General features: G+C 47.8%; 18 protein-coding genes. 10 read left to right on the top strand and 8 right to left on the bottom strand.

Features of this window, described 5'->3' with window-relative positions:
• Positions 1-52: 52 nt before the first annotated feature.
• From AC0YN3_RS12335 to AC0YN3_RS12325, 3 genes are all read right to left on the bottom strand, one after another.
• Positions 53-1,489 carry a DEAD/DEAH box helicase gene (locus AC0YN3_RS12335; RefSeq protein ID WP_475775346.1) on the bottom strand — a complete coding sequence of 479 codons (1,437 nt, stop codon included), beginning with the start codon at positions 1,487-1,489 and terminating at the stop codon, positions 53-55.
• Positions 1,490-1,515: 26 nt separating this feature from the next.
• Positions 1,516-2,289, bottom strand: a complete 774-nt coding sequence (locus AC0YN3_RS12330) for an SDR family NAD(P)-dependent oxidoreductase (protein ID WP_475775345.1) — start codon at positions 2,287-2,289, stop codon at positions 1,516-1,518.
• A gap of 77 nt (positions 2,290-2,366) precedes the next feature.
• A complete protein-coding gene (locus AC0YN3_RS12325) occupies positions 2,367-2,828 on the bottom strand; it encodes a chemotaxis protein CheX (protein WP_138752488.1) in 462 nt (153 codons plus the stop codon).
• Positions 2,829-2,995: 167 nt separating this feature from the next.
• Here AC0YN3_RS12325 and AC0YN3_RS12320 point away from each other — a divergent pair, with 167 nt between their 5' ends.
• Complete coding sequence (locus AC0YN3_RS12320; RefSeq protein ID WP_475775344.1) at positions 2,996-4,009, top strand: zinc dependent phospholipase C family protein; 1,014 nt, start codon at positions 2,996-2,998, stop codon at positions 4,007-4,009.
• Between the two features lie 49 nt (positions 4,010-4,058).
• Here AC0YN3_RS12320 and AC0YN3_RS12315 read toward each other — a convergent pair whose 3' ends face one another.
• On the bottom strand, positions 4,059-5,057 hold the full coding sequence (locus tag AC0YN3_RS12315) for an HRDC domain-containing protein (protein ID WP_475775343.1): 999 nt from the start codon (positions 5,055-5,057) through the stop codon (positions 4,059-4,061).
• A 239-nt stretch (positions 5,058-5,296) separates the two neighbouring features.
• On the opposite strand from AC0YN3_RS12315, the gene AC0YN3_RS12310 reads away from it, so the two are divergent.
• Positions 5,297-5,593: a DUF3055 domain-containing protein gene (locus AC0YN3_RS12310; RefSeq protein WP_183557386.1), complete on the top strand. Its 297-nt coding sequence runs from the start codon at positions 5,297-5,299 to the stop codon at positions 5,591-5,593.
• Between the two features lie 51 nt (positions 5,594-5,644).
• Positions 5,645-5,923: a hypothetical protein gene (locus AC0YN3_RS12305; protein ID WP_475775342.1), complete on the top strand. Its 279-nt coding sequence runs from the start codon at positions 5,645-5,647 to the stop codon at positions 5,921-5,923.
• 148 nt (positions 5,924-6,071) lie between these two features.
• Here AC0YN3_RS12305 and AC0YN3_RS12300 read toward each other — a convergent pair whose 3' ends face one another.
• The 3 genes from AC0YN3_RS12300 to AC0YN3_RS12290 all read right to left on the bottom strand — a co-directional run bounded on the left by AC0YN3_RS12300 (position 6,072) and on the right by AC0YN3_RS12290 (position 9,492).
• Positions 6,072-7,427, bottom strand: coding sequence for a dicarboxylate/amino acid:cation symporter (locus AC0YN3_RS12300; protein WP_475775341.1), 1,356 nt, complete (start codon positions 7,425-7,427; stop codon positions 6,072-6,074).
• Positions 7,428-7,696: 269 nt separating this feature from the next.
• On the bottom strand, positions 7,697-8,488 hold the full coding sequence (locus tag AC0YN3_RS12295) for an alpha/beta hydrolase family protein (RefSeq protein ID WP_475775340.1): 792 nt from the start codon (positions 8,486-8,488) through the stop codon (positions 7,697-7,699).
• Between the two features lie 230 nt (positions 8,489-8,718).
• On the bottom strand, positions 8,719-9,492 hold the full coding sequence (locus AC0YN3_RS12290; RefSeq protein ID WP_475775339.1) for a phytanoyl-CoA dioxygenase family protein: 774 nt from the start codon (positions 9,490-9,492) through the stop codon (positions 8,719-8,721).
• Between the two features lie 125 nt (positions 9,493-9,617).
• Between AC0YN3_RS12290 and AC0YN3_RS12285 the strand changes: the two genes are divergently transcribed.
• Positions 9,618-10,499 (top strand): helix-turn-helix domain-containing protein, encoded by an 882-nt coding sequence (locus tag AC0YN3_RS12285; protein ID WP_475775338.1) that lies wholly within the window; start codon positions 9,618-9,620, stop codon positions 10,497-10,499.
• Positions 10,500-10,531: 32 nt separating this feature from the next.
• Here the strand turns inward: AC0YN3_RS12285 and AC0YN3_RS12280 are convergent, their stop codons facing one another.
• Complete coding sequence (locus tag AC0YN3_RS12280) at positions 10,532-11,320, bottom strand: metallophosphoesterase (protein WP_475775337.1); 789 nt, start codon at positions 11,318-11,320, stop codon at positions 10,532-10,534.
• 371 nt (positions 11,321-11,691) lie between these two features.
• Here AC0YN3_RS12280 and AC0YN3_RS12275 point away from each other — a divergent pair, with 371 nt between their 5' ends.
• From AC0YN3_RS12275 to AC0YN3_RS12250, 6 genes are all read left to right on the top strand, one after another.
• A complete protein-coding gene (locus AC0YN3_RS12275; RefSeq protein ID WP_475775336.1) occupies positions 11,692-13,629 on the top strand; it encodes an asparagine synthase-related protein in 1,938 nt (645 codons plus the stop codon).
• Positions 13,630-13,656: 27 nt separating this feature from the next.
• Positions 13,657-13,782: a paeninodin family lasso peptide gene (locus AC0YN3_RS12270; protein ID WP_183558449.1), complete on the top strand. Its 126-nt coding sequence runs from the start codon at positions 13,657-13,659 to the stop codon at positions 13,780-13,782.
• Positions 13,783-13,881: 99 nt separating this feature from the next.
• Positions 13,882-14,811, top strand: coding sequence for an aldolase (locus tag AC0YN3_RS12265; protein WP_475775335.1), 930 nt, complete (start codon positions 13,882-13,884; stop codon positions 14,809-14,811).
• Between the two features lie 4 nt (positions 14,812-14,815).
• Positions 14,816-15,133: a lasso peptide biosynthesis PqqD family chaperone gene (locus tag AC0YN3_RS12260; protein ID WP_475775334.1), complete on the top strand. Its 318-nt coding sequence runs from the start codon at positions 14,816-14,818 to the stop codon at positions 15,131-15,133.
• Positions 15,096-15,545 carry a lasso peptide biosynthesis B2 protein gene (locus tag AC0YN3_RS12255; RefSeq protein WP_475775333.1) on the top strand — a complete coding sequence of 150 codons (450 nt, stop codon included), beginning with the start codon at positions 15,096-15,098 and terminating at the stop codon, positions 15,543-15,545. Before AC0YN3_RS12260 ends, AC0YN3_RS12255 begins: the two co-directional genes overlap by 38 nt.
• A gap of 68 nt (positions 15,546-15,613) precedes the next feature.
• Positions 15,614-17,410, top strand: coding sequence for an ABC transporter ATP-binding protein (locus AC0YN3_RS12250; protein ID WP_475775332.1), 1,797 nt, complete (start codon positions 15,614-15,616; stop codon positions 17,408-17,410).
• The last annotated feature ends 221 nt before the right edge of the window (positions 17,411-17,631 follow it).

Genomic DNA, 17,631 nt, shown 5'->3' with positions numbered 1-17,631 from the left:
TTTCGGGGGAGGCAGTTCGATTTAAGAGGGTGGCTTTCAACATTTTTTTATTTTATTTTTCTTTTTCGGCCTCGCGCTTTGCTTTCAACCATTTTGGCGCACCTTTGTTTTTCCCTTCGCGCTTGCGCTCCACTTTCTTTGGAGATGGCTTGGGAGCCGCTTTAGCGGCAGCCTTCGGTTTAGGAGCAGCCGTTGCCGCATGAACCTCAACAAGCTTCGTTTCCTTGGCCGGGGCAGCTGCTGCTGCCGGCGCCTCCTTGCGCTCCTGCAATCGCTTCGACTGAACTTCCGAGCGCTCAGCCAGCTTCGCTTCATGCCGTGCAGCGAATGGGCGAGTGGCTTCCCTCAGCTCTTCCGCAGACAGAAGCTTGCCTCTAAACATCGTTCGCTCCGAGAGATCGATGCCAAGCTGCTTCCGGAACTTCTCCATAATAAACAGCTCCTGAGGCATGACGATGGAAATGACCGTCCCGGCTCGTCCCATACGTCCCGTACGGCCTGCACGGTGAACGTAATGGTCCGCATCGGCTGCTGGATCCAACTGGATAACGAGTGGCAAGCCCTCAATATCTAAGCCCCGTGCAGCGACATCGGTAGCGAGCAGCAGCTGGCAGCGGCCCTCGCGAAACCGGGCTAGCGTCGCCGCCCTGCGCTGCTTGTCGGCATCTCCGTAAAGAGCCTCGACCGTAAAGCCTTCATAGCTGAGCTTCGATTCCCAGTTGGAGATGTTGTCGGTATCGTTCAAGAAAAGCAATGCCGAAGAGGGATTCAGCAACCGCACGAGGCGGCGTGCCGTATCCGTCTTATCTCGCTTATCGCTGACTACGAAATAATTATCAATCGTTTGGGACACCCTGTGCTCCGGCGTTATTTGAATGCGCACCGGGTTTTTCATCCAGCGTCCTTCGAACCGAGCCATCTGATCCGGATAAGTGGCCGAGAAAAACGCGATTTGCCGCCCTTTGCCCATATTGTGAAGAATCACTTCGACTTCTTTTGTGGAGCCCAGCTGGAAAACTTGATCCGCTTCATCCACGACGACGTTATTGACATCGTTTAGCTTAAGCTTTCGTATTTTAAGCAGCTCATGGATACGTCCCGGCGTGCCGATTACAAGCTGAGGACGAAGCTTCAGCTTCTCAACCTGGCGTTTTAGCGCCGCACCGCCTATAAGCTGTTGAACGCGAATATTAAGCGGCTCCGCGTAAATTTCCGCAACGCGTACAATTTGCATCGCCAGCTCCTGTGTGGGAGCTAGGATCACGCCCTGTACCGCATTCGAATACGAATTCAGCTTTTGCAGCATTGGCAGCAAATAGGCTAACGTTTTGCCCGTGCCAGTCTGGGATCTTGCTGATACGTCGCTGCCTCCGAGCAGAATCGGAATCGTCTCCGCTTGAACATCTGTCGGTTCCAATATCCCGTTCGCCGCAAGCTTGCTTTCAAGCAGCTCATTAATACCAATCTCATTCCAAGTGTGCTTACTCATTCTTTAATCCTCTCTCAAATAAACCTTTATTTTCGATTCAGCATACCGCCGAAGAGCCGATCAATCGTGCGCGGCAGCAGCTGGTAGAGCCTGATGGCAACCGCCGCCTTTTTAGGTAGATCCAGTTCGTCTTTTCGACGTTCAATCAGCTTCACGATCCGATCGACTACGTACTCTGGCTTCATCATAAACCAACTGACGTTTTTCACGTAAGAGCCGGAAGGATCAGCCAAGGAGAAAAAGGGCGTATCGATCGGTCCCGGGTTGACGGCCGATATCTGTATGCCGCTCCCGCGAAGCTCCATTCTGAGCGAATTCGTGAAGCCGAGCACCGCATGCTTCGTAGCCGTATAACTGGTTGATTTGGCTGTGCCAATCTTACCTGCCAGCGATGCGATATTAACAATATGCCCGCTTCCGCGTTTCACCATATGCGGAATGACTGCCTTTGTGCACCGCACGACGCCCATGTAATTGGTATCCATCATTTGTTCGAAATGATCGACAGGCATGCTCGCGAAAGGCTCAAATTGTCCGTATCCGGCATTATTCAACAACACATCTATTTTACCGTATTTCGCAATGACGGCTTCGACCGTTTGCTGCACTTGCTTATTGTCGGTTACATCCATTTGATAATAAGAAACATTGCCTTTCATGCTCAAGGCAATCTCTTTCAGCTTCCCGACATTCCGGCCTGTCAGAATGGGAATTGCACCGCGTTCCGCCAGCTTGATAGCCGTTAACGCCCCGATCCCGCTCGATGCCCCGGAGATGAATATAACTTTGTCCTTTAACATCCAACATCACCCATTTACAAGTTTACTTGATTGCTTCTGCAGACGCAAAAAAAGCTCCCTAAGGAGCCATTTCTGTGCTAAGATGCGATTAAAACTTGGATGTCAAGCTCTCCGATTCCATCCATAATAAGCGGAATGGTAAGTGCCTTCTGCGCAGTGAAGCCTGCTGATTGCGCAGATTGGATAACCTTCGGAGGCGTAATGTCGACGCGCACTCCTTGATTAAACAACATGGTACTGGCATTCCCGCTAATCATATTGCCGAGCTCAGAAATAGCGCTTTTCACGATTTCGTCGATTTCAGAAATTACGTATCCGCCCATCATCGCAGAAACCATTTTCATAGCTACTTCTTCACTTAGCCCGAATACAATGTCTCCGTTCATCTGTCCATTGAGTCCAATTTGAATCCAAATATAGTTCTCTACAAACTTGATATCCTTGAGGCCAAGCTCACCAGTCGCAGGACGTATTTGAACGACTTGCTCAATCACGATTTTTGCGGATTCAAGAAACGGGTTAATGTATTCTGCCTTCATAATGAAGATACGCTCCTTTTCGACAAAATTCGCGGTTTGTCTTGTTTAATTTATATTATACTTAATTCATTAGGACAAGTATACTATAAAAAAAATATATATACCTAAAGAACTATGTTTTCTTTTCGAAAACGGTAAACTGCCGTAATGACTGGAGGGTTCTCTGCTTGCCAAACGTATGGGCTCATTTCATATTCGGACAGCTTGTGCTTGAAAAGCTAGGCGAAAGCGAGCTTCTTCAATTGAAGGAGCATAAAAACATGTTTAATTTGGGCTGTCAGGGACCTGACTTTTTATTCTATCATCGTTTCTTTCCGTGGCAGCGAAGCGCGGCTTTAAACCGTTTAGGCACCGAAATGCATAATTTCCACTGCGGTCCCGTCCTCGTTGAGCTGCTTGATAGCGTCAATGGGAGGAAAGCATGCCCTAAAAGTCCTGATCCCTCTATCCTATACTCACTTGGTTTTGTGCTGCATCATATCTTAGACCGTAATTTGCACCCCTATGTTTTCAGTAAATCCGGTTTCCGCAAATGGGACCATCAACGCTTTGAGATCATGATGGATACGATTATCGCGAGAGAATTGTGGGGAGTCGAAACGTGGAAAACCGCAGTCTGGACATACGTCGACACTAACGGTTCGTTTCCTTCGCCTGTCTTGGATGCGTTCGAGTCCATTGTTTCAAATTACTACGGCGATCTTGCGCCAATGGTCAAGCGGGAGGACTTCAATCAAGCATGCCGCGATTTCATTGCCGCACAGCGCCTGTTCCACGATCCTACGGGAATAAAAAGGACGCTCACACTCGGTCAAATTGAACCCTTCGTCTTTAAGAAGGAGCCCTTTCCCTTTGATGTGTTAAACTTATCAGAAGAGCCTTGGCTTGATCCGGTAAACGGAACTGCCTACAACCATGAGAGCGTATGGAGTTTATGGAAAGATGCCCTTCTGGATGGCACTCAGGTCATTCGCGCTATCCTCGTCTGGCTAAGAGCTCACGAGGGCCCTCAGCTTACCAAGGAGGATCGTTCATCGGTGCGTGAACTGCGCGAGCAAGCAATTACCCTGATCAGCAACCGCTCTTATGAAACCGGGCTTTCTTGCGAGTCTGATACGCGCATTCGATTCGCGGAGACGGTATGGCCTGACCAAATAGGGATAACAAAGGCGTCTTCCTAGCGAAGACGCCTTTGTTCACGGCAGCAATCGATTCATTGCCCCCGATTGGTTACACGGCTTTACTCGCCAAGCTTCTCCGGAAACGCAGCCTAATCAAACGCAAGCGTTCATATAAGACATCAACCGGCTTATCCAGCTGCGACGCCTCCGTCGTCCCATACACTTGCTGCAGCACCGGCTTCAAATATTTATCTCCTACCTGTGACATCGCCTCCCATACCAGAAGCTGCTCGTCCTCCGATACGGTATGGAGCTCCCTTGAAATTAAGGAATCCATATCATAGCCCTCCTGCTCCAGCTGCTCGATCCGGTCCATTAGCTCGCGCCTGGAGAGCTCTAGCTCAGTACCTAGCTGTTCAAGCGAACCGCCTTCATGCACGGTCGCTAGAATGTGCTTCTTAACCAATTGCCGATCCATCTGCGTCTTGTACTTGGCTTCTTTCTGTTTGTACAGCCACTGCGTGTATATGCCTGTATCCAGCTTCTCCGTTACCCATTGCAACGGGAAGGACGTTGCTCGTTCCGTTTCCTCCATGATCGCGAGCATTTCCGCACCGTAGGCGGCATGCTTCGCACTGCCCCATCCGGGAATCTGGGACAATTCATCCGCTGACTTCGGAGCGAATGCGCTAATCATCCACAACATTCGATTCGTTGCAACGAGATAAGCAGAGCGTTTCTCTGCAATGGCAGTGGCACGCCGCCATTCGCGAAGCTTTTGGAAAAGATCAGGATCATGGTTAAGCTCGCCGTAGCATTGCAGCATCGTTACGAAGCTGCCCGAAGAAGGCCTGCGGTCATCGAGCATTCCATCGATAACCGGCGTATAGCCTTCTCCCATGACGCGAGCGATCCCATGCCGAAAGGCTACGATCATTTCCTCCCATGACGTTCCCTCAAACCAGGTATGCGGACTTCCGCTCTCATCCTCGCCTTCCATCCAATGCACGGACCAAATGCCTTGGCTTTCGCTGATGGAAAGCTGTGCGCTTACGATCTCTTGTTCTTCGGTCGGTTTCTCGAACGTGTTTAAAAATACGATTTGCATGTTCTACTCAATCCTCCAATAAGTCATGATTTCGCGAATGGCTTGAACGAGGGCAGCCGCTTCAAATGAAAGAGGGGATGCCGTAAAACAAAAAAAGCACCTCCTTTGCCCTAAGGCAAAGGAGGTGCTTCCTCCACGTTCAATTATTCGATTGCCTTCATGCTATCATAATGATTTCTTTATTACAAGCATTTTGTTATTGTATAATGACTGTATTAATGAAGTGGAGGCCATACAACATGCTGTTGCCCGATTTTGATTTTATGTCCGATTCAACGGAAGAAACCTCAACAAGGTATGTGACATTTATCGGCCCAAGCTTAAAACGCTTTGATCTTGCCATCACTTCGACAAGCCGTTTTTATGGAAAGAAGCTGATAACCGATCTCCAATTTGGCAAAACCGCCATCATCGGTCCCGATGACCTAGAAGAAGAAGGATATCTGGAACATACGTTTAAGCTGACGGAGGAAGAGGCTTCCGAGCTTGCTCAATTTCTGTATTTTGTAGTTGGAACGGTGCATTTTACCGATTAATCAGGGTACACTGAAATGGTAATGACATACCGTTTTGGGAGGAGTCTGCCGATGGATCGATTTATGAAAGAAAATCGCCAGCCGTATACCGATGTTTCGACGGTAGAATCGCAGCGCAACGACCTGGTTCCGGAGGAATTTCCGGATGGCCCGTATGGCTCCGACCTGCTCATGGAATCGCTGGGCAAAAGCACGCCTTGGCGAGTAGACCAAAGACCATCCAACCGCTTTTACTACGAGAATAGAGCCCTGCACGACGGACTGCCGCGAGATTATCCCGGTGAAGACGAATACGACCATTCCTTCCCCGAGGTGCACGACGAACCGTAATTGCACATCGTCCCTGCCCACACGCTTCAAGCGTGCTTGGCAGGGACTTTTTTCGATTCGGGCTTCTTCCTATATCCGAGTGCACGGACCAATAAAAAAGAAAAACCGCTGCCAGCATATGCTGGCAGCGGTTAAATCGATCTTATCCTTATGCCGGATTAAGCTCCAAGTCGTCCTCGTCTCCGCGATTGAACGCTTCGCGATCGAATTCTCCTTCGGAATCCGCAACGAGCAACGCGGTTACCGTCGTACCGGTTGCATTAACCGCTGTACGTCCCATATCGATGAGAGATTCAACGGCAACTACAAGCGCGATCCCTTCGAGCGGAAGACCAACTGCCGTCAAAACAACCGTTGTCGAGATGGATGCTGGTCCAGGTACGCCAGCAACGCCGATTGAAGAAATGACGCTTACGACTACGATAAGCACATAATCGGTTGCAGTAAGAGCCACGCCGTAAACCTGCGCTACGAAAACGGACACAACAGCCGGCCACACGCCGCCGCAGCCGTTAAAGTTCATCGTTGCCCCAAGCGGAGCTACAAAGCTCGCAATCTTCGGCGATATGCGCAGGCGTTTCGTAATGACCTCCAAGTTGATCGGAAGCGTAGCAAAGCTGCTTCGCGTCGTGAAGGCTACTGCGATCGTCGGATATGCTTTTCTGAAAAACTTCAGCGGATTAACTTTGGCAACGAACGTCACCAAGCCGCCAAATACGAATATGAAATGAAGAATAAGCGCGATATAGCTTACAGCTATCAGCATAGCAAGCGGCTCAAGCGTTTCCCAGCCGTATTTGGCTGCCATAACCGCAATCAGTGCGTACACGCCATATGGCGTAAAGCGGAGTACGAATTTAACTACTTGGTGCAAAATAACCGTTGCGGATTGAATAAAAGCTTTGAAAGGCTGAACGGAATCCGGGTTTTTGGCTCCTACCTTGACAATCGCAACCGCGATGAAAAGGGCGAATATGAGAATAGGCACAACTTTCCCGTCAGCCGCGTCGCTAATTGGATTGGATGGAACTTGATCCAGGATAACTTTGAAAAAACTCGGTACTTCACGCGCTTCGAAGTTTTCCGGAGTCGTTAGCTCAAATCCGGCTCCTGGATTAATAGCAGATGCAACGAGCAGCCCGATTATCGTCGCTACGCCTGTCGTAGCTAAAAACCAAGCGATCGTCTTAACACTCAGCTTGCGTAAAAACTCGATGTTCGTTATCGAGATAATACTGTTGATGACAAGAACAAACACGAGCGGGATAACGATCATTCGGATTAGGTTAATGTAGATCGATCCAATCGTGCCTACGCCTTCCGTCTCCAATTCAAAATTATTGAATAGAATGCCCGCAACCAATCCAAGCCCAAGCGCGACTAGAACCCTCGTTCCGAAACCGACACGCTTCTTAGCCAGAAAGTAAAGCCCGCCTAATAGCACCGCTGAAACGAGCAGCGTAATCCAGTTGTTTTCTAGCGCCGTTAATAAATTATTTTCCATAATGCGACAATCTTCCCCTCTGTCTATTTTCTATTCTGCAACGCACTAATTAACTTGGAAATTAATTAAATATAATTCCGATGAGATTACTGCGCTTTACTGAAAACAATATATCACCGCTATTTCCTTTGTGTCAATATGAAATTTCTTCTTCATAGCAACGAGGAAACCTTCCCTTCAATTTGGGCTGCTAGCATAATGACAGCAAGAGACGCCGCATTACCGATATTAACCGGTTGTGCGGCGTCTTTTGTTAACCATTTAAGAAATTAATAAACCTTGTTTAGAAAGCTTAAAGTAGCTTGCAAAGCTTCTGATAAATATAGCGTTGCTCCTTCGTAAGGATGCCGCACGCCAAACACATGATCAGCGCCCTCGATGGAAACGAAGGTTTGCTCTGGATTCGCTTGCTTCAGCTTCTCATTAACCGCTAGAAGCCGCTCATTATCGCTGCTTCCTTGCACGAGCAGCACCGGTTGCTTCAATGACCCGAAATGCTCCAGCACATTAAAGCGAATTTTATTGGCTTCCGCGTCTTGCGCCACCGTCTGCTGAAGCAGCGTAGCGTTCTGTTCCGCTGCAGTACCGGAAGGCGCCGCTCCACCATTCCAAACGACGACGGCCTGCACATCCGCTGGCTGCTCGGCTGCTAGAATTAAACTGCTGCTCCCCGCTCTGCTATGGCCGATCAGTGCAACTCGCGTAGGATCAGCCCGTTCGCTATGCGGCAGCAGCTTCTGTTTCACGTGCTGAAGAATAACATCCAGATCCGCAAGCTCCTGCGAGACCGTACTCGCTTTTGCAATGACAGCCTCGTCGCCTCCGGCTTCCTTTGCCGTAATACGCGAGAAATCAAAGCTTACGGTATAGAAGCCATTCTCAGCCAGACGGTCCGTTACTTCCGGCCAGAATGCCCAATCCTGAAAGCCTCTATAGCCATGCCCAACAATAACGGCAGGCCTTGCTGACCCTCCCTCAAGCGTCTTTACCTTTCCCCGCAAAAAAAGCTGCTCGCTAAGCTTAATTTCAAATGCTTCCGATACGATCGTTTTCTCTGCCAAATTCACCATTCCTCCATTCTGAATAAAAAAAGGAGGTAATCCTTTAGAAAAGGACACCTCCGTTTTTACGGTCGCATGAAAAGCATATGAAAACATCATTCCACTAAATACATATTATCGCATTGAATTACTTGGTTATATTCAAATATTAACGAGTGTCTTTCATTTTGTCAACGTTATTATGAACGTTTGTTGTTATGCGCTTCCAACAAGACTTTGCCTGCAAGTGGCTATTTCAGCTCGAAGCTTGGTTTCACGTTCAGGAAATCCCGGTTCTCGCCGCTTACCATCAGACCCATCCCCCAGTCAAAATGCACCTGTTCCGTTGGCTTATCGTCAGCATCACGATACTGGAACAGAACATTTCTTCTTGTTCTCTCGCTCCGATTCACATCCGAGCCATGGATGGTCAAATAGTTGAAAAACAGTACATCGCCCGCTTTGGCCGGGCAAAGCGTTCCCGATGAAATCGGATGCTCCTTATGGTTGAGATAGTATTTCCCAACATGCGGTAGCGGACCTTGCAAATGCGAGCCTGGCACGACAGCCAAGCAGCCGTTCTCTTCATCCGCGTCATCCAAATGAACGCTGGCAGCCAGCATGGAATGATTGGCATGAGGAAAATACGGATAATCCTGATGCATAGGGAAAGCGGCACCGTTAGCTGGAGGCTTAACGAGCATTTTGGAATGATGCAGTTGAACATTCGGACCGATAAGGTCGTTTAATACTTCTACCATCCGTGGATGAATCGCCGCTCTCGTGAAAGCAGCATCATGATAATGCACATCATGGAACCCTTTCAGCACAAGCTTCTTCAGCTGCTCCGGCGGCAAGAAATCACCCTGCCAAGCATGATTGTCATCCGCTTGCGCCAATGCTGCCCGCTTAACGATCTTCTCGACCGCAGCTCTCATCTCCTGCACTTCGCTTTCATTAAAAACTCCTCGTGCCAGAAAAAAACCATTTTCTTTGTAAAATTGCGCATTATCATTGACGGACATCCTCATTCTCCTTAATCTATAATTAGTTTGAACATACTTTTATTATAGACAGTATATAAGGAAATCGTATTTGTCTGGCAAAGACTACTATTTGCACAATTACGCCATAGGAGTTGATTGTACCGATGTATGCTTGGGCTAAAAGCGAGGAACGCTTAAACCGTTATGCACGGTTGCTGCAAGGTGAGAGCTTAACGATGCATGTTTATTACTGGGGAGCGGTTCCAAGCTTAATCGAGAATATCAGGCATAAGCATTCCTTTTACGAGGTTTGCTACGTTGCTGGGGGAACTGGCATTTATGAAGAAAACCATGTTGAATATGAGTTGCGGGAAGGCGTATTATTCTGCTCAAGGCCGGGCGTGATGCACCAGATTCGAGATGTCGACCGATTGGACTTATTATATGTTGCGTTCGAGCTCGACAAGAAGCTGTCCAAGCAAGATGAATACGACTATTTCAATCAAACGCTGAGCAGCGGTCCTATCTGGATTGACATGCAGCAGCACTCGCCTACTTCTCATATTTGGCATTCCTTGCTTATTCCAAGCGGTGATTGCTCCCCTATTCCGATTTCGATTATGCAGCAGCTTGCGCATTCGCTTATCGTAAGCTTCCAGTCGGTTATCGGCGGGAAAAAAGGCATTCCCGAAACCATATTGCCTGGTTCCAATACCGCCATGCTGATTAGTCGCGCCAAGCTGTATATACGTGATAATTTAGGGGCTCAACTGAGCTTAGCGGAGGTTGCCGGCTATATAAATATCTCGGAGCGGCATCTGTCCCGGCTATTCTCCCAAAGCGTGCATGAATCATTTTCTATTCTTGTCCGGCACGAACGAATTCGTGCGGCCGAGCAGCTGCTGTCCGAGACGGCTGCTCCTATCAAAAACATAGCAGAAAGCTGCGGCTTCTCGTCTGTCCATTATTTCACTAGAACCTTTACGGAAGCCAAAGGCCTGCCTCCGGCGGCTTATCGGAAGGCCAGGCGAAGCGAGCCAGACTGATCCTTTTGCATACGATGCGCTCTGATTTGATATTATAGCTGGTGCAGCGTGATTTCGCTTCGAACCATAAAGCGCGCATTGACCCCCGCTTGCCCGATTCCCTTGGATATGTAATAGAAGCCGTTCTCGTCCGAATGAAGCCCTTTATATATCCCTTTCTTAGTAAGCGGGCCTTTCGGTTTAAACCTGAAGAAGAATGGCACATTCAGCTGCTTTCCATGCAAGTGGCCCGCCATTAGATAAGCGTATGGACGCTTAAGCTTCAGTACGATATTAGGATCGTGGGTAATGATCACAATCGGCTTCGAACCGGTTACGTCCTGAAATGATTTGTTGATTTTACTGTGTCCCGTACCGTAATCATCGATCCCGACTAATTGAAAATCCGCTTCGGATACCGATTCATTCCGCAACAGCTTAATCCCGTATTGTTCAAACAACCGCAGCAGCTTGCGCAATTGGGGAAGCTCATAATCATGGTTTCCTAATACGGCATATATAGGTACGCCGCATTCCGCAAACGCTTTGAAGTAGCGGCCTGCGCGAGATAAGTATCGCTCCTTGTAGGTGAAATCCCCCGTTAAAAATATATAATCAGGATCGCTCTCCTTAATGACCTTCTTAATCCGGCTTGCCGGTACACGCAATCTATCAAAGTGAAGATCACTGATTTGCAAGATCGTTTTGTTTATGCCGATAGGCTGTTTGACCGTCTCAAGCTTTAGCCATTGCGTTGGAAATATAAAAAATAAGTATAGGATAACGACAGCTGCTAGCAGTGCGAAATAAATCAGAACGATCCCCCCTTTTTCACCGAACATGACATAACCTTATGCTCTAGTATATGCAACTCATGAACCAATCTCAACTTCAAGGCGGCAGCACGTTCCAACAAACAGCACCGCTTCCTATAAGCTAAATCCCCTCCCATTCTACAAAAAAATACACTTTATAAATTAACTTGTTGACAATGAATCAGCAGAGATGGTAACCTAATCACAAGTTCTTTATAAAGAACAAAAACAAAAAGAAAACGAACTAATTTTAAACCATTAGAGAATGCAAGTTAGATGATATTCTCTTTGTAAATATGCTTTATTTGAGCCAGTCGGCTTCGTTCTCAAATAAGAACGTTTCATGAAGTGGAATAAGGAATTATCCGTTTTTGCTTGACAAGTGACAGGAGGAAACAATGAGCGCAATCGTCGGTATCAGCCAACTCAATCATGAACCTATCCCTCCACAGCTGGGGGTGCACATGCTGGAGCATCTGCAGCATTATCCTGCCGATCATATCGACGCTTGGCATGCAAAGAGCGTATTTCTCGGTTGCCATGCGCAATGGATTACTCCTGAATCCGTAGGCGAAACAATGCCTTACTATGAATCTTCAAGCGGCCTTGCCATTACTGCCGACGCGATCATCGACAACCGCCCTGAGCTGTTCGAGAAGCTTCAAGTAAATCCTTTTGACCGCAAGGATATGACAGATAGCGCTTTAATTCTCCTTTCCTACCAGAAGTGGGGCAGAGAGGCTCCTAAACATTTGATAGGAGATTTCGCTTTCGTCATCTGGGATGAGCATAACCGCACTTGGTTCGGAGCGAGAGACTTCTCCGGCAGCCGCACCTTGTATTACGCAAAGACGAAGGAGCTATTCGCTTTCTCGACCGTTATTCAGCCGTTATTGTCCATCCCTGGGATAGACAAGCAGCTTAACGAGCAATGGATGTCCGAATTTCTTGCGATTCCGATTACGACAGAAGCCGTCGATCTATTTACTACCGTGTACAAAAACATTGGCCAGGTTCCGCCTTCGCATTCCTTCACGGTATGCAATGGGGAGCTAAAGTTTTCGAGATATTCCACCTTGGTCAACGAAAGCAAGATCAAGCTCAAATCGAACGAAGAATATGAAGAAGCTTTCCGGGATGTATTTCAAACTGCCGTCTCATCCCGGCTGCGTACGCATCGCCAAGTGGGGGCTAACTTAAGCGGCGGACTCGATTCCGGCTCTGTCGTAAGCTTCGCCGCCAAAGCGCTGCGCGAGCAGAACAAAAAATTGCATACGTTCAGCTACGTTCCCCTTGAGGACTTCCATGATTGGACGCCTAAGAGCCGGATCGCGAATGAACGCTTCAATATTCAATCCACTGTCAATCATGTGGGCAACATCGAGGAGCAATATTTGAACTTCCCAGGTAAAAACCCGTTTACTGAAATTGATGAATGGCTTGAAATCATGGAAACGCCCTATAAGTTTTACGAAAATTCCTATTGGGTCAAAGGGATCTACCAGCAAGCGCATGCCCAGAACCTCGGAGTTCTTCTTACGGGCAGCCGCGGCAACTGGACGATCTCCTGGGGGCCAGCCCTCGATTATCAAGCAAGCCTGCTGCGAAAGCTGAAATGGATCCGGTTCGCCAAGGAGTCCCGCCTTTACAGCAAAGAGCTAGGCGTCAAGCAATCGCGCATCCTGCCGATCGTCGGAAAAAAAGCTTTCCCGAAGATGGCAAAGCTCATGGCCGCCAACAACGAGCCCGAGCTCCCAGACCTGATTAATCCGGAATTTGCGCGAAAAACGAATGTTTACGAACGACTTCAGCAGCATGGCTATGATTTCTGGGGAAATCCCTACCAGGATGTATACGAGGTACGCAGAAAACAGTTCGAAATGCTCTACTACTGGAATATTACAGGTACCGTTGGCTGCAAGCAATCGCTTCGCTATTCGGTGTGGGAACGCGATGCAACGAATGACTTGCGCGTCATACGATTCTGTTTATCCGTACCCGAGGAGCAATTCGTGCAAAACGGCTTTGATCGTTCACTCGTGCGGCGCTCTACCATAAACTATTTGCCGGAAGACATTAGATTAAACCAAAAAGTACGCGGCATACAAGGTGCGGACGGTCTACACCGAATGCTCCCCTCATGGGATATTTTAATCGATGAGCTAAAGCATGTCGTAAGCGATCCTATCGTTTCGGAGTACCTCAATATTAAAGAGCTTAAACGTGCTTTAGCCGCCATCGAAAAAAACCCGCGGCCGGAAAACGTCTTTGAGACTAATTTCCGAATATTGATGCGCAGTCTCATTTTTCGCCGATTTATTAAAAAACAAGCTTGAAGGGAGGTGATTTCTATGCAAAACCAAGTGAAAAAAGCGTGGCAACAACCTGCTTTGGAAGTGCTAAATGTCAATATGACGATGGCTGGACCAGGGCTCGCGACACCAGATGCGGTTCAACCCGATCCAACTGAAATTATCAACTTCAGCTAGTTTCATATCCAACCGCTTACCATACTTAGAATACAGGTGCCTAGCTTCACAAGTAGGCACCTTACCCCAAATTTCGCATCACGATCCGGAGTGATACCCATGGTAAAGACCATAAACAAGAACAGTTATTTTTCCTTTGGTTTCCGTATCGACAGCTATATTCCACTACCCGAACTGCCCCCTTTAATCGAGTCTTTCACGGATGATGGCCATGCGGTCCAAGTCACCAGCATGGATCTTACGGCTCGCTGGAGCTCCGCTTCCTCTTCTAACGAATATTTTGCAGTGACAGAACATGAGGTGTTCATTCGCGTTCCCGATACCGGCATATTCTGTATGAGCAACGGAAATTCCATCATCGTTTCGCCGTTCGAGGGGTTCAATGAAGATAAAATACGTTTGTATATCCTTGGTACATGCATGGGTGTCATTCTACTGCAAAGAGGAATCCTCCCGCTGCACGGCAGTGCAATCGCCATTAACGGGAAAGCCTACGCCATCCTGGGTGAATCAGGTGCCGGCAAATCCACCCTTGCATCCATCCTTCTCGAAAAGGGCTTTCAATTATTAAGCGATGATCTGATTCCGCTGTCACTGAGCCATAATAACGTACCCGTCGTATCACCGTCCTATCCGCAGCAGAAAATGTGGCAGGAGACGATCGACCGCCTTGGCATGCGCTCTGACCGCTTTCAGCCGCTTTTTGATAGGGAAACCAAATTCGCAGTTCCGGTAGCTTCCCATTTCTGCAGCCAAGCGCTGCCTCTTGCCGGTATCTTTGAACTCGTAAAAACGGAATCCCATACCACGATCATCCCCCTGCAAGGGCTTGTTCGTTTCCAAACGCTGCTTAGGCATACCTTTCGCAATTTTCTACTCGAGCATATGAATCTGCAAGGCTGGCATTTCAAGACGCTTGCACGCTTTATCAATCAAATCGACATGAACCAATTGCAAAGATCGGCTTCTTATTTCAGCGCGCATGAGCTTGCTGCCTTATTATTGAATACCATCCCCAAGGAGGAATGATGAAATGATACATACAGAATCCATCACGCTTAGCGACATGATCGTAAGCTGCGAGCAAAATATCGTAAGCGACATGGGCGGCGAGAAAGTGATGCTCAGCATTCGAAACGGAAACTATTACAATCTGGGAACGACTGGCGGACGTATCTGGGACTTTCTTGGCGAGAATATTTCTGTCCAAGAAATCGTAAACCGGTTATTGTCCGAATATGACGTGGATCAAACGGAATGTGAACGGCAGGTTATTTCTTTTTTGGATCATATGAGGAAAGAAGGTCTCGTTCTTGTTACTCAAGAAACTAAAGTTAATAGCGGCACTTGATCGCCATACTTTTCTCTTGTTTTGCGAGTCTTATCTATTCTTGGCTTGGGCACGCGTGCTCATGTTCAGACCCTTTGCCGCCATTGCGCCAAAGCTCGGCGACAAAACCGGAGAAACAGCACATCACGCCGGGATTGCGGATTTGCGAAAGCTGCAGCGTATATCGCAAGCGCTGACGGTCGTTAGCCGTTACACGTTCTGGGAAAGCAAGTGCCTGGTAAAGGCCATTGCCGGCTCGAAAATGCTTGAGCGAAGGAAGCTTGACAGCACCCTCTATCTCGGTACCGCTAAGGATGAAGAGGGCAAGCTGATCGCTCATGCCTGGCTGCGGAGCGGTCCCTTGTATGTGACAGGGGCAGATGTCATGGAGAAATTCATTGTCGTGCAGAAATTCGCAAAGAAAGCAAGCTGAGCTTTCTCCTTGGATTCAACAGGGAGAAAGCTATGTTTGTTATCGGCAGTTCCCGAAAGGAGAAGGAAATGAATTATATATTGCATTTTATGAAGCGCTTGAACCGTTTCTCTGGAACCGCCCTTTATGTTAATCTATTCGGAATGACGATCTCCGGCTTTTTGGAGAGCGTCAGCATTCTATTATTGATTCCTATGCTTGGACTAATCGGAATCGTAAGCCTCGAAATTGATAATAGCTACTTTTCAAATCTTTCTGCTTATTTGCAGGATCTCTCGCCTACTCTGTCTCTTACGATCATTCTGGGAATCTACGTCATGATCGTATTCATCCAAAACCTAATCCAGAGAAAAGTATCTATTCGCAACGTCGAGATCCAACAGCTTTACAGCAGGCAATTGCGCTATGAAACCTATCATTCCTTATTGCAATCAAACTGGTCTTTTTTCTTGAAAAAAAGATCTTCCGACCTCATTAATTTATTGACCATCGAGCTTGCCCGCGTGCTGGGTGCGATCAACCTGTCCCTGCAGCTCATTACTTCTCTTATTTTCACAGTGATTCAAATCGGGATCGCATTTTGGCTTTCCCCGACGCTCACCTTATTCGTCTTAGGCTGCGGCATTGTTCTTGGCGTCTTCTCTAGAAAATTCATCAAAGAAGCGAAGCAGCTTGGCAACCAAACCTCGCAGCTGTCCCAAAGCTATCTTGCAGGAATAACCGATCAATTAAACGGAATGAAGGATATTAAAAGCAACACGCTTGAAGCTTCGCGCCTAAACTGGCTATCCGCTCTGACAAAAGGCATGATGCAGGAACAAATATCTTATGTACGGCTTAGAATGAACTCCCAGCTCGTTTATAAATTAACCTCTGCGCTGCTCATTTCTTGTTTTATATTGGTATCGTTCAAGCTATTCCAAACGCAAAGCATGGAGCTCTTGACCATTACCGTCATTTTCGCACGCTTATGGCCGCGTTTCACCAGTATTCAATCTACCCTGGAGCAGCTTTCTTCCATGATCCCTGCTTGCAAGGCGCTGATACTGCTTCAGCAAGAATGCAGTCATTCAGCGGAACAGTTCGATTTAAACCAGGATAAACATGCAGCATTACGGATTGCGCATGGAATTGAATGCCGTAATGTCAGCTTCCGATACAACCAAGACGAGTACGCCTGTACGCTGCATAACATCAACCTGTTCGTACCCTCCAACCAGATGACGGCCATTGCAGGCCCATCAGGAGCTGGCAAGAGCACGCTCATTGATCTCATTATGGGATTAATGCAGCCTGAGGCCGGCCAAATATTAGTAGACGGCATTCCGATCGACAGCAAGCAATTAGCTGCATTCCGCCAGTCCATAAGCTACGTAGCGCAAGACCCCTTCTTATTTAACGCGAGCATTCGGGAAAACTTTTATATGGTGAAGCCTGACGCAACGGACGATGAGATGTGGGAGGCGCTGCAATTCGCATCCTCTTCCGAATTTGTTCTCAAGCTTCCCGAAGGGCTTGATACGGTTATTGGAGATCGAGGCATCCGGCTCTCAGGCGGAGAGCGCCAGCGCATCGTTATTGCGCGAGCCATTATACGCAAGCCGTCTATTCTTATATTGGATGAGGCCACCAGTGCGCTTGATACGGAAAACGAGAAAAAAATTCAAGAAGCTATCGAGCGCTTAAAAGGCAAGATGACGATCATCGTGGTTGCCCATCGGTTATCGACGATTAGACAAGCGGATCAAGTGATCGTCATTGATCAAGGAGCGGTAGTGGAGCAGGGCGAATACCACCAGCTAGCCGCCGATTCAAGCAGTTTATTCGGCAGCCTGCTGCACAATCAATCGGTGGCCAGCGCCTAGCTATTTATCCGATGCAACGAAGAAGAAACGCCTGATGGCGTCCTTTCAATAGGCGCCTAAATATACTCTCCTATATTTCAAGCATAGCAAAAGGGCTTACCCGTCGGTAAGCCCTTTGCTATGCTTGATGAACGTCCAAAAAATTATTTCATAATATTCCTATGTTAATATCCAATATCATACATAAGTGGCGGCTAAAAAGCTTTCGCTATCCTTAATAA

The organism is Paenibacillus sp. J22R232, assembly GCF_056269165.1.
Note: the sequence above shows the minus strand (reverse complement) of the source record. Positions and strands in the feature narration are given on the sequence as shown.

Bases quoted from the DNA above. Each gene is read 5' to 3' on its own strand.
- AC0YN3_RS12280 (WP_475775337.1), bottom strand. From the start codon at position 11,320: ATGTTCGGTGAAAAAGGGGGGATCGTTCTGATTTATTTCGCACTGCTA.
- AC0YN3_RS12300 (WP_475775341.1), bottom strand. From the start codon at position 7,427: ATGGAAAATAATTTATTAACGGCGCTAGAAAACAACTGGATTACGCTG.
- AC0YN3_RS12315 (WP_475775343.1), bottom strand. From the start codon at position 5,057: ATGCAAATCGTATTTTTAAACACGTTCGAGAAACCGACCGAAGAACAA.
- AC0YN3_RS12305 (WP_475775342.1), top strand. From the start codon at position 5,645: ATGGATCGATTTATGAAAGAAAATCGCCAGCCGTATACCGATGTTTCG.
- AC0YN3_RS12325 (WP_138752488.1), bottom strand. From the start codon at position 2,828: ATGAAGGCAGAATACATTAACCCGTTTCTTGAATCCGCAAAAATCGTG.
- AC0YN3_RS12275 (WP_475775336.1), top strand. From the start codon at position 11,692: ATGAGCGCAATCGTCGGTATCAGCCAACTCAATCATGAACCTATCCCT.
- AC0YN3_RS12260 (WP_475775334.1), top strand. From the start codon at position 14,816: ATGATACATACAGAATCCATCACGCTTAGCGACATGATCGTAAGCTGC.
- AC0YN3_RS12285 (WP_475775338.1), top strand. From the start codon at position 9,618: ATGTATGCTTGGGCTAAAAGCGAGGAACGCTTAAACCGTTATGCACGG.
- AC0YN3_RS12310 (WP_183557386.1), top strand. From the start codon at position 5,297: ATGCTGTTGCCCGATTTTGATTTTATGTCCGATTCAACGGAAGAAACC.
- AC0YN3_RS12250 (WP_475775332.1), top strand. From the start codon at position 15,614: ATGAATTATATATTGCATTTTATGAAGCGCTTGAACCGTTTCTCTGGA.
- AC0YN3_RS12330 (WP_475775345.1), bottom strand. From the start codon at position 2,289: ATGTTAAAGGACAAAGTTATATTCATCTCCGGGGCATCGAGCGGGATC.
- AC0YN3_RS12335 (WP_475775346.1), bottom strand. From the start codon at position 1,489: ATGAGTAAGCACACTTGGAATGAGATTGGTATTAATGAGCTGCTTGAA.
- AC0YN3_RS12290 (WP_475775339.1), bottom strand. From the start codon at position 9,492: ATGTCCGTCAATGATAATGCGCAATTTTACAAAGAAAATGGTTTTTTT.
- AC0YN3_RS12265 (WP_475775335.1), top strand. From the start codon at position 13,882: ATGGTAAAGACCATAAACAAGAACAGTTATTTTTCCTTTGGTTTCCGT.